Below are 18,298 nucleotides of genomic sequence, written 5' to 3' on the forward strand. Positions count from 1 at the left end.
TTTTAATAAAAAAGTGGAGCTGGCGGGTTTCGAACCCGCGTCCAGAGAAAGTGTCAACAAACTTTCTACATGTTTAGTCACTCTTTTGAATTGTCAGGAGATCATGAGATAGAATGACGACCTAAGTTCCCCTTATTCTCTAAATCTCGCCCACGCACCGAGACTTTGCACAGACCAACCTGAGGTTTTATGATTTGCGGCGACCCTTATCAGGTATCAGAGTGGCGGCAAAAAGGCTTTTTAATCTATTAGATTAAGCAGCCAAGGCAAAAGAAGTATTGCCATTTGTAATTCGATAAGCGTTTTTAACGTAGCATCCTATCATCCTACGACATGCTTACTTGCAGACTGCATTTCCTGTCGATTCCATACAGCCCCATACTTCAATGAACATTTCTTTAATTGTATGCAGAACGTAAATTTGGAAAGTACAGTTCCCTACAACTAAAAAAAACTTTTGAGATTTAATTCGATCCTATTGAGGATGTCTAACTCGCCATATTTCTGAAAAATTTTACCGGTTAGTTTTTCGTATAGCTCTATATAACGTGCGGAGACCTGCGAGACAAAATCTTCAGGCATTGCCGGCATTTGCTGTCCAATCTGACCTGCAAAGCCATTTTCCATTAACCATTCTCTGACAAATTCTTTGGATAATTGTGTTTGAGCTTGCCCGGAATCCAAACTTTCCGCATAGCCCTCTGCCAGATAATATCTGGAACTATCCGGTGTATGAATTTCATCCATAAGTGTCAATTCACCATTATACAGTCCAAATTCATATTTTGTATCTACAAGAATGAGCTTTTTATCCAAAGCCATATCTTTACCTCTCTGGCTGATTGCAAATGCTTTTTGATATATATTATCTAAAAGTGCAGGTGTAACTATCTTATTCCTGAGAATTTCTGAATAACTCATGTCTTCGTCATGTCCGGCAGCTGCTTTGCTGGTAGGTGTAATAATAGGCTGTGGGAAGGCTTCACCTTCACGCATACCATCCGGCATCTTTACACCACAAAGCTCTCTCACGCCACTTTTATACACTCTCCATGCGTGACCAGCTAGGCAATGTCGCACTACGACTTCTATTGGAATTGGATTGCACCTCTTGCCAACACTGACATTTGGATCTGGTACAGACTCGAGCCAAACCGGACAAATATCCTTCACATGTTCCAGAAAATAGGCTGCAATCAAATTTAGCACTTGACCTTTATAAGGAATGGGGCTCGGCAGAATATGATCGAAAGCTGAAATACGATCGCTGGCAATAATAATCAGTTTATCCTGAAGAAAATACACATCTCTGACTTTTCCATGATATACAGACTCTTGCTGTTTAAAATGGAAATCAGTCTTCGTGAGTGAAGTCAGCATTCCTGTACTCTTCATTAAACACCTTACTACTAAATATTGATCAGCAAATTGCGGTCACAGATGATATCTTTGATCTCTTTAAGCACCGCGTACTCATTTGGCATGAGCTTTTTTACCAGTTTTTTAACTGCTACATATGCACCTTGGTCCAGTTCAGGTACCAAAGTACTTATTTTGTCTTTCACATAATACACATCATTTTTGATTAAACTCCTGATGCGTGGAATATCATGCCAGTCAGCTTCTATGGCAATGGTTCGAATCTCAGAACCATCATCCTGGATGGTATTCACTTCAATTAAGCCGGGGAGTTGCTCTATCTGATCTGCCTGAATAGGAATTCCCTGATAGAGCATCCAATTTTCATGAGGCGGTGTAGCTTTTGGAATCAACACTTCCACTCCTTTTTCGTGGATTCTGTATACAATTAGCCTGATTTTATTTCTGACAGTCATGGGTGCTAAGTTACATAAATATTACAATCCTGCGATCGATATATCTAGAAAATCATCATTTATTAGGATTCCAATGGAAATACATTATTCTTACTGAAGTTCCGTCTTAAGCGCCTGAAGGCCTGTTCGCGAATCTGTCTCACAAATTCATAAGACAATCCAAATTCCCGAGCAACTTCTTCTATAGTCATAGGTTCAGATTTTTCGAGTCCATACAATTTGGTCAGAATTTCCCTTTCCCTTGCATTGAGTGATCTCATGGCATACTTCAGTTCTTTCTGCATCGATTCACTTAATAAATTCATATCAGGACTGGAACTCGCAGAATCTTTGAGCAGATCCATCAGCACTCCACTACTCTCTTCATCACCCATCGGTGCATCCAGTGAAACGGTCCTAGAACCTATCTCTCCTAGAAAGGCTATATCCTCTTCTGAGACATGGAGTAATTCAGCCAATTCTTCCAATGAAGGCTCTCTTTCATTCTTTTGGATAAAATCCTGATATTCTTCATTGATTTTATTGTTAAGATGATATTTGTTGTATGGTAAGCGAATCATACGAGAATTCTCGATGATAGCCTGGAGTATTGATTGTCTGATCCACCACACTGCATAGGTGATAAATTTGAAACCTTTGGTTTCGTCAAAGCGATTTGCAGCTTTGAGTAAACCAACGTTTCCTTCATTGATCAGATCATTGAGAGTCAGTCCATTGTTCTGGTATTGTTTTGCGACTGACACTACAAAACGCAAATTGGATCTTACCATTTTATCTAGTGCAGCCTTGTCACCTTGCCGGATAAGCTTAGCCAGTACAACTTCTTCATCCGCAGTCAGTGTATCTATTCTGGAAATGTCAGACAGATACTTTTCGAGAACATCACTTTCTCGAGTAGTTATCTTCTGAGTTATTTTCAACTGCCTCATAAATTGGGTTTAATTAATTATAATCAACATAATAAATAGTATGCCGTTAATCAATTCAATACTATTTTTTTGATAAAAGTTTCCTCGAACGTCCAACACGTTCTATTTTATTATAAACTTAACATTTCAAAAGCTTCTATAATAAAATTCGGGATGCGTTTAAAATCCGATCATTCTTCTTTGTTTTTGAGCGCCATTAGAAGTCCATAAGCTCCTTTTTGAACGATTTTATATTGATTTATTGAGTCATCTTTCCGTACTCCAACCCAAGACTCTGATTTCTGGCTGATTTGCACAGGTTGAAGTTTAAAATCTTGATCAGACAAGGCAACAAACACAAAATCTCCACCTTCGAAATTCAATATACATTCTTCCGGCAATGCATCAGATAAAACAGATTTTACGGGAAGTTCTGCCTGGATATACATGCCGGGAATTATTTTTTGCTTACCTGAGATTATACTTGCATATACTTCAAGATACGATTCTGTATTGACTTGAGGCACTACTGATTCTATTTTGCATTGATATGACTGGTCTTTAGAAATATTGGAGTATCCGATGAATTCTGTCCCTTTTTGAATATCATTGATGTCACGTTCAAATATTTTAAGAACCAGTTTCAAATCATCCAAGCTTTGGATCTCAAGTAATTTTTGATCTGGGTTGACTCTGGATCCTGAATTTACCAAAATTTGTGTGATGGTACCTGCGACTTTTGATCTTACTTCAATGCTGGATTGAATTCCATGATCTTCAATTTGCTGTGGAACTAAACCCAACATCCGAACTCGCAGTGTAAGGCTTTCCAGAATTATGGATATTTCTTTCCAATCACTTTCGGCATTTTGCAGATTTTTGATACTCGTTGCTTGAGCTGAAGACATTTCCTTCTGTCGTTCATATTCCGATTTTTTGAGAATAAATGAATTTTTTGCTCGCAGGAAGTCTTCTTGCAGTTGTATCAATGATGGATCGGTTAAAACCATTAGCAATTGATTTTTTTTAACATTCATTCCAGGAATCACTTTGATACTTTGAATAGTAGAAGTAATAGGTGCATGGACACTCAAAATATTTTGTGGAAGTGCTAGAATTTTACCGTTTAATTTAATTTTAGAATTAATCTGTCTATTACTTAAAGTTGTGGTAGTCAATTGTAGATTTGACAGTTGTTGCAAATTTAGGCTTATTCTATCTGCGCTTTTCTCTTCAGCCTGCATATTTTGGCTTGATCCTTCGGGAGAACTTTTGCAGGAAGTAAATATTATATATAGTGTAAGGATTATTGAAATATTTATTTTATTAATATATTTTATCATTTTATTAAATTGTTATTTTTCAAAAATATTATTTTAGGTATAAATTCAATTTATCAGAAATTAAAAAATTCATTTTGAATTTTTTGAAGTAAACTTTTCAAACCAGAGGTACAATATTGGCAAAACTATTAAGGTTAAAAATGTTGCAATCATTAATCCACCGATAACCACAGTTGCAAGAGGTCTCTGCACTTCTGCGCCTGCACCATTGCTCAATGCCATGGGTAAGAATCCTAATGAAGCAACAAATGCTGTCATAAGCACGGGCCTCAACCTCATTAAGGTTCCTTTGATTACTATCTCATGTGTGTTTTGCATCCCGGATTGATGGAGACGATTAAACTCCGAAATCAAGACAATACCATTCAATACGGAGACTCCAAACAATGCAATAAAACCAATACCGGCACTTATGCTGAATGGCATTCCTCGAAAAGCCAAAAAATAAATACCACCCATTGCGGAAAGTGGAATAGCGGAGTATATCAACAATGCATGCTTAATACTATTAAATGCGAAATACAACAAGAAAAAAATCATCAACAATGCTGCTGGTACAGCTATCATAAGTCGAGATTTTGCTTTCTCCAAACTTTCAAATGATCCTCCATAAGTGACGTAGTAACCAGGTGGAAACTGCAGATTGCTTTCCACTTTTTTCTGGAGATCTGACACAACGCTTTGTACATCCTTAGCCCTTATATTGAATCCTACTACTATCCTTCGTTTTGCATCTTCTCGTTGAATCTGATTTGGTCCCAATTTTAATTCAACATTTGCAATATGAGAAAGCGGAATTTGAACTCCGCTTTTTGTTGCAATGAGCAAATTTTTGACATCTTGAATTTGCTCTCTGCTTGCAGAATCTAATCTAACTACTAAATCAAATCTCTTTTCATCTTCAAATACCAGCCCTGCACTTTGGCCTGCAAATGCCATATTCACCATACGATTAGCATCTGCGATATCAATTCCATAATGGGCAGTTTGGCTTCTGTCATACTGAATGATGATTTGAGGCAATCCATTGATTGGTTCTACGTATAGATTTTCTGTACCTTCCACAGTACTGACAATATTGCCCAGTTTCAATGCAAGATGAGCAAGGGAGTCTAAGTTTTCACCATAGATTTTGCATACCACATCTTGCCTTGCTCCTGTCATCAATTCATTAAATCGCATTTGGACAGGATACTGAAAACCTGCTGTGATGCCAGGAATGGCATTCAGTTCAGCACCCATTTTTTCTGCCAATTGATCGAAAGTTTTTGCAGAAGTCCATTCCTTTTTATCCTTCAGGATGACCATCATATCACTTGCCTCAATAGGCATTGGGTCTGTAGGAACTTCACCACTTCCGATCTTTGTTACAATCTTGATGACCTCTGGAAATTTGTCTTTTAATAATGATGCAGCTTTTTGTGTATACTCTATTGTTGTTTGGAGATTACTACCTGTTAGTACCCTTGTATCTACTGCAAAATCTCCTTCTTCCAATTCTGGTATGAACTCACCTCCGAGTTTCAGCATTACAAAAATGGATCCTGCAAAACTGAATAATACAAACGCTACTATCCATTTTGAATACCTTATTGCATATTCCAAACTCTGTCTATAAAGTTTGGATAGTTTCTCAAAAACAATATCTGAAAGATTCTTTTTTTGAGCGCCTTCTTGTTTCAAAATCAATGAACTCATCATTGGGATATAAGTTAACGACAATAAAAATGCACCTAAGAGTGCAAAAGAAACTGTTTGAGCCATCGGTCTAAACATTTTACCTTCAACTCCTTGTAAAGTGAGAATTGGTAGATATACAATCAAAATGATGACTTGTCCAAACACTGCACTATTCATCATTTTTTTTGTGGTGTGTTCTATTGTCTTGTCTAAATCTTGATGGTGAACTACATGTACTGATTTTAGTGAAGAATTGATATGTAGTTGATGGAGTACTGCTTCTACGATTATCACAGCACCATCTACGATTAGACCAAAATCCAGAGCACCCAGACTCATCAAATTTCCGCTTACTCCAAAATAATTCATCATGCTAATAGCAAACAACATTGAAAGCGGAATCACAGAAGCCACCAATAGGCCGGCACGCAAATTTCCAAGAAAAACCACAAGTATAAATACTACGATCAATGCACCTTCCATCAAATTTTTTTCTACTGTACTGATCGCATTATTGACCATTTTAGTTCGGTCCAAAAAAGGCTCTATTTCGACACCTTCAGGGAGTGTTTTTCTGATACTTTCAATTTTTTCCTTGATGTTTTTGATAACCTGGTTGCTGTTTGCTCCTTTGAGCATCATGACCACCGCACCTGAGACTTCACCACTTCCCTCCATACACATCGCGCCGTATCTGGTGGCTGTCCCCAACTCTACCTGTGCGATGTCTCTTATAAAATATGATTCACCTGTTTTCAATGAACGGACGACGATATTTTCTATGTCAGATTTTGATGTGATGAGCCCCTCAGACCTGATGTACTGGATGGTGGGGCCTTTGTCAATATATGAGCCACCGGTATTGCCGTTATTCGACTCAATAGCATTAAAAACATCTTCCAAGCTAAGAGATATGGAGTTGAGTTTATCGGGTGATATCGCAACATGGAATTGCTTGACCTTTCCACCAAATGAACTGACTTCTGCTACACCTTCGACACCAAGCAGTTGACGTCTTACGATCCAATCTTGAATTGTCCGAAGTTCAGTTGGGCCATATTTTGATTCATAAGACTTGGCAGCTTTCACAACATACTGATAAATTTCGCCCAAGCCTGTGCTTACAGGACCTAACTCAGGCGTCCCCATTCCAGGTGGAAGTATCCCCTGAATCTGTTGAATTCTTTCCGCTACTTGCTGACGGGCCCAGTAGACATCTACTTCATCTTTGAAAACGATGGTCACCAAAGAAAGACCGAACCTGCTGAAACTTCTTATTTCCTTTATACCTGGAATATTAGAAGAAGATTGTTCTATAGGGTAAGTCAGCAACCTCTCTATGTCTATTGCACCATAAGATGGAGCTACAGTAATGATTTGAACTTGATTGTCCGTAATGTCCGGGACAGCATCAATGGGAAGTTTTGTTACCTGATAGGAGCCGTAGATGATAAAAACGACAGTGATCAGGCCAATCAACAGTTTATGTCGAATGGAAAATTCTATTATTGAGTTTAACACATGTATTAATTTACAACTGATGAAGAATGATCCTCACATCAAGTATTGAATAATGTTCCCTAATCACGAAAATCTTAAAACTGAGCTTCAATGATCAGGATATTCATTTATTTAACAATAATTAAGTGGAGGAAAGTAAGGTCAACCTGAATGATTTTTCAGGTCAATTGCATCAGCTGCATTTTGGCGGTTGCCAGAGATTCTCGCTGTAATTTGTACTTATCCATAGGTCAGCTAAAAAATTTCGAGATTTCCGAGTAGGATTCGTCGAAACTCTGATCTGGAGTTGGCATAGCTGAGGATAGTAAAGGTCTTTAATTTCGTGTGATGGTAAATGAGCGGACTTAAACGGTAATTGTTGATCTTTTCCAAAATCTTCGTCCATCACCGGTTCACTGATGTAATGCATCTCCCAAAATTCAGTTAAGCTAAACTGCTCATCTTTGACCAGATGCTCGAGCACATGAACTAATACAAGAGGTGCTTTCACCAGCTCCGAAAAAGTCTGAACGCTGCCTAATAGACTTAATAATAAAATAATATAACCCGCTTTTTTCACCCTTTATGCAAGTATCTTAAATCAAACAAGAAACTTGATATTTTGTTTGCTCGCACAAATTCGAAAAGCCTATACTTTGCCGATCAAAACAAAAGTATCGGTAGTGGATGCAAGATTAATCTTCTTTATTTGGCTGATCTTTAGTTTCTTTTTGCATAGCAGCTTTCCGCGATAATCGGAGCTTATTTGTCTTTGGATCTACTCCTACCAATTTAATCGTAACTGGATCTCCTACTTTGAAATAATCCTCGACCTTGTCAACTCTTTGGTGGCTGATTTCGCTAACGTGGAGTAATCCACTTTTGCCAAAGAAATCAACAAATACACCATAAGGGAATATCGAGACGACTCGACCTTCGTAAATTTCACCTACCTGAGGTACGAATGTGATTGTGCGGATCATTTTGGCTGCGGCTTCTATTGCCTCTTTGTTATTACTTGCTATGTTGATAACACCTTTATCTCCTACTTCTTCGATATTAATCTTTGTTCCGGTTTTAGCTTGCATTTCCTGGATCACTTTTCCACCAGGACCGATAACAGCACCGATGAAACTCTTGTCGATGATGATCTCCATAATTCGAGGTGCGTGCGGTTTGAAGTCATCTCTTGGTATGGAGAGTGACTCTTCCATTTTGTCGAGGATATGCATTCTTCCGTCACGCGCTTGCAGCAATGCTTTCTGGAGTAATTCAAAAGAAAGGCCATCGATCTTCATATCCATTTGGGTACCGGTAATACCCTTCCGGGTTCCTGTTACTTTAAAATCCATATCTCCTAAAGCATCTTCATCTCCCAGAATATCTGATAGAATGGCGACTCGGTCACCGTCGGCGATAAGGCCCATGGCAATACCGGCAACAGAAGATTTTACAGGTACTCCAGCATCCATCAATGCCAGTGATCCGGCGCAAACTGTGGCCATAGACGAAGAACCATTTGATTCTAATATATCAGATACAATACGAACCGTATATGGGAAAACATCCGGCATTATCTGACGAATAGATCTGGCAGCGAGATTAGCATGACCTATTTCACGGCGACCTGGTGCTCTGAGTGGTCTTGCTTCTCCGACAGAGAAAGGCGGGAAATTATAATGTAAGATAAAGCTTTCGTCGTAAGACAAAAGAGCATTGTCTATCAACAATTCATCGTCTTTAGTGCCCAGAGTTATACTTGTCAGAGATTGAGTCTCACCACGATTGAATATCGCTGACCCATGTGTCGAAGGCAAGTAATCTACCTCTGTCCAAATCGGTCTGACCTGTGTTGAATTCCGTCCATCCAATCTCATCCCTGAATCTAAGACTACCTGACGGACAATTTCTTTTTTCAATTTGTCATAATATGACTCAATAGTGCTTTTGTGCTCTGCTGCGAATTCTTCGCCATAAAGCTCTAGCATTTTTTCTTTTGCAGACTTTAATATAGCGTCAAACGCTTCTTTTCGAGTGTTTTTGTCTGAGGCAGACATCGCCACATTTTTAATTTGAAGAGCTGCATGCTCATTCAGCAAGTCTTTCACCTCTTTCACCTCAAGTACTTCAGGCAAAGTTCTTTTTATAGATACTTTATCGCCAAGCTGCGCAGCTAATCGAAGTTGCGCTTCGCACTGTACTTTGATTGCTTCGTGCCCAACCCGTATAGCTTCTAGCATTTCTTCTTCAGAACATTCCTTGGCCTCTCCTTCCACCATCATTAGATTCGTGAGAGAAGCTCCGATAATAATGTCCAGTGTGGCTTCTTTAAGTGCAGATCTATTTGGATTGATGACATACTCCCCGTTGATTTTTGCTACACGAACTTCGGAAATGGGGCCATCAAAATTAATATTAGAACAAGTAATGGCAGTCGAAGCTGCCAATCCAGCCAGTGCATCAGGCAGTGTCTCTTCATCTCCTGAAATCAGATTAATGACCACCTGGGTATCGTTGAGATAGTTATCAGGGAACAGCGGTCGCATCGTTCTGTCAACTAAACGCGAAATAAGTACCTCGTAGTCAGATAATTTAGATTCCCTTCGAAAAAAATTGCCCGGTATTCTACCTGCGGCTGCAAATTTCTCTTGGTAGTCTACAGAAAGGGGGAAGAAAGACTGGCCTTCTTTTGGTTCTTTATTGGAAACGACCGATGCAAACAGCATGGTATTGCCCAATTTAACGACGGCTGAGCCATCAGAAAGAGTACCTAATTTGCCGGTTTCGAGGATGACCTCTCGTCCATCGGGAAGATGAAATGAGGTGGAAAAAGGGATTTTTTGACCCATGATAGAAAAACTTAATATGTTAAACAATAACCGGCAATCTCAAACTGATCCACTTGTTTTCGCTTATCCAAGTGAAAATATTCCCCGATTCCGAATTTATAAAAATGTGATCAATGCGATGCGGATTACTTTCTTAATCCTAACTGATCCAATACTTTCTTGTAACGATCGAGGTCCTTGTGGTGAAGATATTGTAATAGTTGTTTTCTCTTTCCAACCAGATGAAGCAGAGAGCGTCTGCATGAATGATCTTTTTTGTTGGAACGGAGATGCTCAGAAAGAGCCTGGATTCTAAATGTGAACAATGCGATTTGACCTTTAGTAGATCCAGTATTGCTCGCACTGCCTCCGTACTGTTTGAAAATGTCTGATACTTTTTCTTTACTTAAATAAGAACTCATTATAAAATTTTAAAAAATGACCAAATGCGATCACGAAGATCTGTTTTAGCGCTGCAAATATACACTTATTTTAAAATAACTGCAATTCTTGATCTTTAAATCTGCTCACGAGCAAGAGTATATAAGAATATTATAAATATGATAAATTTGGTTAATATAGTCTCGAATTACATTAAAACAGGTAATATTTATCATATATTTTTATAATTTAATCACATTTGGGAGTCAAAAGCTTAAAATATTTATACTTTTGCTTAAATTTTTAAAATTCTCATTATTTATGACAAACAACCGCAACACAGCTCTCCAGCTCTTCTTATCACGCCAAAAGAATGTGAAAGAAAGAGTTAATCTAAAAATTTCAGGGTATTACGCTGAAAATGTATTCAATGACCAAAAACTGCGCGCCTACCTTTCCAATGAGGCATATAAGTCTTACAACCAACACCTTTCGCAGGGTCAGAAAATTTCTCGTGAGCTGGCGGATCAAATCGCCGCGGGACTAAAATCCTGGGCGATGGAGCAAGGTACAACCCATTATACTCATTGGTTCCAACCACTGACGGGTTCTACAGCTGAAAAACACGACAGTTTCTTTACGCTCTCCAGCAATGGTTCTCCGCTTGAGAAGTTTGATGGTGATGCTTTAGTACAAGCTGAACCCGATGCCTCTTCTTTTCCCAGTGGTGGACTGAGAGCGACATTTGAAGCGCGGGGCTATACTGCTTGGGATCCTATGTCACCCGCTTTCATTATGGATATTGCAGGGTCCAAGACACTGTGCATTCCAACTGTATTTATTTCATATACCGGTGAAGCGCTGGACCATAAGGCACCCCTACTCCGATCGATAGAAGCTTTGGACAAAGCAGCAACTGGCGTAGCGCGTTACTTTGATCGATTTGTAAATAAAGTAACGGCCACACTTGGATGGGAGCAAGAATATTTCCTCATCGACAAAGCAATGTATTATGCCCGTCCTGATTTGATGGCAAGCGGACGAACCATTTTTGGCAGAGGTCCTGCAAAAGGTCAGCAATTGGAAGATCATTATTTCGGCGCCATACCGGAGAGAGTTTACAATTTTATGGTTGATCTGGAAATGGAATGTCACAAGCTGGGTATCCCTCTGCGAACTCGGCACAATGAGGTCGCACCAAGTCAGTACGAGTGTGCACCAATGTTTGAAGTAGCTAATATAGCCGTAGACCACAATTCGCTTTTGATGGATCTAATGGATCGCGTGGCTCGGAGGCATCACCTTATGGTCTTGTTGCATGAAAAACCATTTGCGGGGATCAATGGCTCCGGCAAACACAACAATTGGTCTATGAGCACTGATACTGGAACCAATCTTTTAGGGCCCGGAAAAACTCCTCGCAACAACCTTCAGTTTTTGACATTCTTCATCAATACGATCAAGGCTGTTCATGATCATGCAGACCTGCTCAGAGCCAGTATAGCATCAGAAAGCAATGATTATCGGCTTGGTGCAAATGAAGCACCTCCTGCGATCATTTCGGTATTCATAGGTGGTTATCTTACTAGAGTGCTTGAAGCAATTGAAACTCGTGCAGAAGATGATTTAAAGGAGGACGAAGAGAATAATCTTAAACTCGATATACACAAAATGATACCTGATGTCATGATGGACAATACAGATCGAAACAGAACATCACCATTTGCATTTACAGGAAACAAGTTTGAATTCCGCGCGGTGGGATCTTCTGCGAATTGCGCAGACCCAATGATGATACTGAATACTATTGTCGCTCATCAGCTGAGTGATTTTAAGGCTAAAGTGGACAAGAATGTTGAAGCAGGTGACAAAAAAGATTCTGCAATATTGAAAGAGCTTCGTTCGTGTATCAAATCTTGTAAGGCAATTCTTTTTGAAGGAGACAATTATAGCGATAGTTGGGCTAAAGAAGCCGCCAAAAGAGGTTTACCAAATATTAAAACAACTCCAGAAGCATTGGATGCATTGGTTTCTAAAAAAGCAATTCATCTTTTCAGCAAATTCAACATACTCTCTGAAAAAGAGCAGGAAGCTCGACATGAAATTTATCTTGAAAAGTACATTAAAAAGGTTGAGATTGAAGGTAGCCTAATTGTAGAACTTGGCCTCAATCAAATCATCCCGGCATGTTTAAGATATCAGTCAGACCTTTTCAAAAATGTCAAATTAGCCCAAGACGCTGGTTTGTCAAAATCGACAACTAAAAGTGTGCAAGATCTGATCAATAAAATTTCAGAACACATAGATGAGATCTATTCAAATATTCAAAAGATCGAAACCGAAAAAGTAAATGCCCACAAAAAGAAAAATACCAAAGAGCAGGCAGTTTACTTCTGTGAAAATGTCAAACCACTATTTCTCACTATTCGGGGTCATGTGGATGATCTGGAACTTATCGTTGAAGATCAATACTGGCCAATGCCAAAATATCGCGAGATATTATTTGCCAGATAGTAGTTTCAAAAATCATGTCAATAATGAAGGCCATCAAAACAGATGGCCTTTTTATATTTCATTGGTCCAATTGGATAATTATTGAGAAGATTTAATGAATGAGTTCAACTTAACTCCTTTGGCTGTATTGATTTTCACATAATAGACCGCATCTCGAAGATGCTTTATGGATATACAATCGGTAATGTCCTTGTCATTTAAATACATAGCTCTCCTTCCACTGAGATCATATAATTCAATTGAATACACTTGTATATTTTGCATTCCTGTGATATAAATACATTCGCTGGCAGGATTGGGCAATATTTTTATATCCTGAAGTTGATCAACGACCTTGTTATTTGTGGTTTCGCAGGTATGATTTTGGATAAACTGAAATTCGCAACCATTGTCATCCCTAAGAATCACAGTATCCGGTATTTGGTTGGGCACATAAGCTGAATGGTAAACAGTAGAATTCTCGATGGTTCCATTTCCTTTGATTATCAAGTATGGTGTCTTGCCTCCAATTATACTGAATTGATAGGTATATCCTTGGAGAGAAGTATCGCATATGATTTGTTCGATGGTGTCTTTGGTGAATGTATCGTAGAAGGTCAATTCCACTGTATCACTACTGGAGCAATTTGAATTTCCTGAAACCCATTCGAAACAATACTTTCCTGCTTGATTGACTTCGACATTTGATACCGTTAGCTGAGGTGATGCGATCGTTGCAGAATCACCGCAAATTTGTCTCCAGATTCCTCCGACACCATTTGAATTTACTTTTAGTGTCGCATTACTTCCACAGATGATGAGATCTGCACCTGCGTCCGGTTTTGATGGACTGGTCAAAAAATATACTTTTTGACAAATCTGTTTTTTGATATCACAAAAATTTCTGACACCTACACAAACTTCTGCTTCAGATCTCAGACTATCCCACTCTATTTGAATCTGTGTTTTATTTTCTGGATCGGGAGTTGAGATCAATCCTCCTGTAACATTCCAATGAATGCTTTGATAATAAAGTGTAGAATCAATGGAAAAAATTGAAGTCCTGGCATCACAAATTATCGTATCTCCCTTTAGTTTAAAGTCTTTTAGTTGAATTGAATCTTCATTAAAATATTCACAAAAGAATGTTTTAATTTTTTTATCTGCATCTCCATAACCTACATCAACCGATAATTCCAGGCAATAATTGCCTTTCTTCAACAATGTAGCATTTAAATTTTCTTCATGACTTATAGTAACAGAAGTATCTGAAGTTTCGAACCAGCGGTATGCAAAAGTATACTTTACGTCTACGTTGTTCGCACAATATTTAGTTACATCCTTAATATTTGGAAAATATAGTAAGCTATCCTCCCGACATGCTGATTCCATGACACTTTTGAATCCGGGATATATAGTAAAGAGATGGTATGCTGAATCACAACGGTACGGGATTGTAGAATTTATTACATCTATTATTTTGTAATTATTACAACCCTTATACTGTTGTCCTGTGGTTGGATCTTTATAAAGATCTGTACTGTCACTGCCAATGAAGTAAACACTTGGAGATTCCGGAATAGGAAGAATATAAAAATCTCTGACTGAGTCATATTTGCAGCAATTCGCATCTGCAAATTCTTTTGTATAGGTACCGTCCGAATTAATTTCTATACCGTGCCAATAATATGGTAATTTATTAAAACAGATATATGCTTTATTGCCAACATAGCTTTTTTTGGGCTCAATAGTGATTGTTTTGCAGAATGGGGCTGTTTCAGAACAAATCTGCCCGAATGGATTATCACCGACAAATTTACTGACACACAAAGTATAAGTTCCAGGGCTTAAGTCTTGCGGCAGTCTAACTACTCGTTCAAAATCTTCTAAAATTAAACCATCCAAGGTCCATTTGAAAAAATTAAGACATGAGGATGAACCTCGTTCCACTTCTTCATACATATTACAATTTCCTTCACAAAATTTAGTCTCGCCTATTATAGTGGTTATAGGTACCAATTCCGGTGCATCGCCTCCTGTAATGCTTAAAGTATAATTGCAAATATCCCCACCACATCCATCAACGAATAAATAATAATACTTACAAGCTTCCAAGTTTGCTAAAATCGTATAAGAGCCTGGAGCACCGGTACATATTGAATGACAAGTAATTTCTTGACCACAGAAACAATCCGCCCAAATACCCATTTGCAGCCCTTGACCAAGGTTGCATGAGGAATAATTAATAGTAATACTTACATTACCTCCTTTTGTTACAAATGACCACCATTCTGTATTTTGAGGACCATCATCAGGGCCTGATCCCGGACAAAGCGCCGTTGTCCCACATGGATAATAATCCGGGTGTTGATCAGCAGTAATCTGACAAGTATATCCATTTAACTCACCTAAGCCACACAATAATTTTACGGTGTTTAGACAATCACTTGAAGGACTTGGTGTGCACTGGGTATAACTGTAATTTGAAAAAAAAATATTAAACCCTAATAGGGTCAATAATAGTTTGAAATTCATAATATTTTTATTCATTTTTTGGTTATTCATTAAATCTTGTTAAGCAATCTAATTTAAAGGCTTTGAAAAAATAGACAACCTACTCTTTAAGTTCAATTCAAATCGCAGAAGTGGAAATCGAAAAGAAATGATACTTGACAATTAATTTACATCTCATCAATAATGACCCTGCTTGGTTGAGATTCGCTTCTTCATCTCAATAAAATTTTGCATACAAAGAGTTGATAATGCTCTGAAAACTCAATGGGAATAAAATTTTATGGACCAAAATGAAATAAATATTGATCACCCATCCTTAATATATTTTCTGTTTTGATACAGGTATTATTTTCCCAAACTTGAAGCTGGTATATGCCTTGTAGTAGTTTACTCATGTCTATATCATTACTGTCCTGAAAAATGTTTTGACCTTTACATCTCTGCCATAGAAGTCGGTGATTTTACTGTATATTTTCCAGGGTTGGTATTCCAGTACATTGAGATAAAGTAGTTCTTGACAAGGATTGAGCACAAAACGAATATCGATGTCAGCCTCTACTGCTGATACCCTTGTGCTGCCAATGTGCAATGTCCTACACAAGCTATCCGCAATATATAAATTCTTTACCGTAAGGCAGGCGGTACAAGTTCTGTTCCAGAGGTAGTTGTGGTCAGGATGTTTCTGATTGCTTTGATTGCCATTTCCAAAGTCCCAAAGTCACTCAGCTGGCTCGTATACACTCAAATCTGTAAACACAAAATGCAGGTAATCCAATGTATCCTGATCCTGTCTTCACAAGGACTAGCGGACATTTTCTATACCGAGACTGTCACAGGTGCTGCCGTCCAAAGGTCAAAGTTTGAATTGCAAATTCATTTGATTCTGGAAGAGATGCACTGCGCTTGTCATTGGGCCGATGGATCGTGCATCACAAAATTATTGTGTGAATTGTGATATAATTCTTGTCATCAGGGACTAATTGATGCCCGTCATATCCTGAACCCCATCTGGTCTGGTTTTGTATCTGTCTGATCAGGAAACATGAAGGTGAAGACATCTTCCTAGTCCATCTGAAAGAGTTCTTTTGCTTCACTGTAATACAAATACCGGGAATTTGAAGAGAAACCTAGACCTACAAAACCAATAGTGGGATGATTATATTAGCAAACATAATCGATCTGTAAGGTACATCGGTCAAAATTGTGCAAATAGATCGACAAACCTACATTGAAGTCAAATACTTCCATAAGCGCAAATTGGGAGCCATCAGAGAAAAAAACCAACTGTCCTGCACTATCCTGGACATAGGACCCCACATGCAGGGTATCTATCAGATGGATGCTTATGGGATCCAGCAAGTACTTATAAAAAAAGCTTTATATGAGGTCTATACATTTTTATGTATAATTTCCAATCAAGGATAAATGTAATATTTCTTCTAATCTAACTCAATGCTCAAAATTAATTTGTTCAGGCTTATGTTTATGCTTGAATAATATCATAAATGCAATTGCGATCACCAAAGCATATGCAGCAAAAGTCAACCAGATATGATGCCAATCTTTTACTCCATCCACCATGAAATAATTGGAAATAAGCCACCCGCTGATGATACTACCTAAAAATGCACCTATTCCATTAGACATCATCATAAATAAACCTTGAGCGCTTGACCGAATATTGGCGTCAGTAGAAGTTTCTATAAAGAGTGAACCTGAAATATTAAAAAAATCAAAAGCCATTCCATACACGATGCAAGACAAGATAATCATCCAAAGATTTGGACCAGGGTCTCCATAAGCAAACAAGCCAAAACGCAACACCCATGCCAACATAGCGAATAACATAACTTTTTTGATTCCGAATTTTTTCAAAAAATATGGAATAGTCACAATAAATACTGTCTCGGAAATTTGTGAAATGCTCATAATCAAAGTTGAATAGCGTACCACAAGTGAATGAGCATATTCGGGTTGAGTTCTAAATCCATCCAAAAAAACATCGCCATACATATTGGTAAGCTGTAGTGCTGCTCCCAGAAATAATGAAAAAATAAAGAATAGTGCCATCTTGTAATTTACAAACAATTGGAATGCATTCAGACCTAATTGTTCTGACAATGAAGCATTTTTTGCTATCTTATTTTGTGGTGGACAAGCAGGCAAGGTAAATGAATATAAACCCAATAATATTGCACCTGCGGATGCAATATAAAATTGCCCCGCCGTTGCCTTATTCCCACTGAGATTAGTGATCCACATAGCAACAATAAAGCCAACAGTACCCCATACTCGAATCGGTGGAAATACTTTGACCACGTCGAAACTTTGACTCTTTAGAATCGTATATGATATTGCATTAGACATTGATATCGTCGGCATATAAAACAACATCGCAACAAGCATGATGGTGTAAAATGCTGCAGGATCCATCGCCTGTGGGAGAAAGAATAAACTCAGGCCGTAACAGATATGAAGTAAACCATAAAGTCGTTCTGCATTGACCCACCTATCAGCAATGATTCCAATGACCGGAGGCATGAAAATTGATGAAATGGCAAGTGTAGAAAATACTGCTCCAAACTGTACCGGTGACCAGTTTTTGGTCGCAAACCAATAGTTGCCAATTGTGATCAACCATGCACCCCATACAAAAAATTGCATAAAACTGATCAGGGTAAGTCTGAACTTAATACTCATTGGAGATTTGATTTATTTCGGATCTAAAAAAATACGGAACCTCGATTTTCTTTCTTTGAGATTCCGTATTTATACTTTGTTTTAAATATTATAATGTTCAATAAAAAAGGGTCATG

The 18,298-nt window shown here is 38.2% G+C and carries 13 protein-coding genes and 1 other RNA gene; 2 read left to right on the forward strand and 12 right to left on the reverse strand.

Features of this window, described 5'->3' with window-relative positions:
- Positions 1 to 11: 11 nt before the first annotated feature.
- The 9 genes from ssrA to rpsO form a co-directional block, all read right to left on the reverse strand.
- Positions 12 to 378, reverse strand: a transfer-messenger RNA (tmRNA) gene (ssrA, locus tag IPI99_11290).
- 66 nt (positions 379 to 444) lie between these two features.
- Positions 445 to 1,377: a phosphoribosylaminoimidazolesuccinocarboxamide synthase gene (locus IPI99_11295; GenBank protein MBK7341103.1), complete on the reverse strand. Its 933-nt coding sequence runs from the start codon at positions 1,375 to 1,377 to the stop codon at positions 445 to 447.
- Between the two features lie 32 nt (positions 1,378 to 1,409).
- The gene (locus IPI99_11300; GenBank protein ID MBK7341104.1) at positions 1,410 to 1,835 is read right to left on the reverse strand and encodes a hypothetical protein; all 426 of its coding nucleotides are present in this window, start codon (positions 1,833 to 1,835) and stop codon (positions 1,410 to 1,412) included.
- A 62-nt stretch (positions 1,836 to 1,897) separates the two neighbouring features.
- Positions 1,898 to 2,764, reverse strand: a complete 867-nt coding sequence (locus tag IPI99_11305; protein ID MBK7341105.1) for an RNA polymerase sigma factor RpoD/SigA — start codon at positions 2,762 to 2,764, stop codon at positions 1,898 to 1,900.
- A 170-nt stretch (positions 2,765 to 2,934) separates the two neighbouring features.
- Entirely contained in the window at positions 2,935 to 4,086 is a 1,152-nt protein-coding gene (locus tag IPI99_11310; protein ID MBK7341106.1) for an efflux RND transporter periplasmic adaptor subunit, read from the reverse strand.
- Between the two features lie 69 nt (positions 4,087 to 4,155).
- Positions 4,156 to 7,287: an efflux RND transporter permease subunit gene (locus IPI99_11315; GenBank protein ID MBK7341107.1), complete on the reverse strand. Its 3,132-nt coding sequence runs from the start codon at positions 7,285 to 7,287 to the stop codon at positions 4,156 to 4,158.
- Positions 7,288 to 7,459: 172 nt separating this feature from the next.
- Positions 7,460 to 7,846: a hypothetical protein gene (locus IPI99_11320; GenBank protein ID MBK7341108.1), complete on the reverse strand. Its 387-nt coding sequence runs from the start codon at positions 7,844 to 7,846 to the stop codon at positions 7,460 to 7,462.
- Between the two features lie 115 nt (positions 7,847 to 7,961).
- A complete protein-coding gene (gene pnp / locus IPI99_11325) occupies positions 7,962 to 10,115 on the reverse strand; it encodes a polyribonucleotide nucleotidyltransferase (GenBank protein ID MBK7341109.1) in 2,154 nt (717 codons plus the stop codon).
- A 125-nt stretch (positions 10,116 to 10,240) separates the two neighbouring features.
- On the reverse strand, positions 10,241 to 10,516 hold the full coding sequence (rpsO, locus tag IPI99_11330) for a 30S ribosomal protein S15 (GenBank protein ID MBK7341110.1): 276 nt from the start codon (positions 10,514 to 10,516) through the stop codon (positions 10,241 to 10,243).
- A 280-nt stretch (positions 10,517 to 10,796) separates the two neighbouring features.
- On the opposite strand from rpsO, the gene IPI99_11335 reads away from it, so the two are divergent.
- Positions 10,797 to 12,989 (forward strand): glutamine synthetase III, encoded by a 2,193-nt coding sequence (locus tag IPI99_11335; GenBank protein MBK7341111.1) that lies wholly within the window; start codon positions 10,797 to 10,799, stop codon positions 12,987 to 12,989.
- A gap of 78 nt (positions 12,990 to 13,067) precedes the next feature.
- Here the strand turns inward: IPI99_11335 and IPI99_11340 are convergent, their stop codons facing one another.
- Both IPI99_11340 and IPI99_11345 read right to left on the reverse strand, forming a co-directional pair.
- Positions 13,068 to 15,503, reverse strand: coding sequence for a T9SS type A sorting domain-containing protein (locus IPI99_11340; protein ID MBK7341112.1), 2,436 nt, complete (start codon positions 15,501 to 15,503; stop codon positions 13,068 to 13,070).
- 376 nt (positions 15,504 to 15,879) lie between these two features.
- Positions 15,880 to 16,083 carry a hypothetical protein gene (locus IPI99_11345; GenBank protein ID MBK7341113.1) on the reverse strand — a complete coding sequence of 68 codons (204 nt, stop codon included), beginning with the start codon at positions 16,081 to 16,083 and terminating at the stop codon, positions 15,880 to 15,882.
- A gap of 159 nt (positions 16,084 to 16,242) precedes the next feature.
- On the opposite strand from IPI99_11345, the gene IPI99_11350 reads away from it, so the two are divergent.
- Positions 16,243 to 16,437 (forward strand): hypothetical protein, encoded by a 195-nt coding sequence (locus IPI99_11350; protein ID MBK7341114.1) that lies wholly within the window; start codon positions 16,243 to 16,245, stop codon positions 16,435 to 16,437.
- 494 nt (positions 16,438 to 16,931) lie between these two features.
- Here the strand turns inward: IPI99_11350 and IPI99_11355 are convergent, their stop codons facing one another.
- Positions 16,932 to 18,182, reverse strand: coding sequence for a nucleoside permease (locus IPI99_11355; protein MBK7341115.1), 1,251 nt, complete (start codon positions 18,180 to 18,182; stop codon positions 16,932 to 16,934).
- Positions 18,183 to 18,298 lie beyond the last annotated feature (116 nt).

The organism is Saprospiraceae bacterium (assembly GCA_016710235.1).
GTDB lineage: Bacteria > Bacteroidota > Bacteroidia > Chitinophagales > Saprospiraceae > Vicinibacter.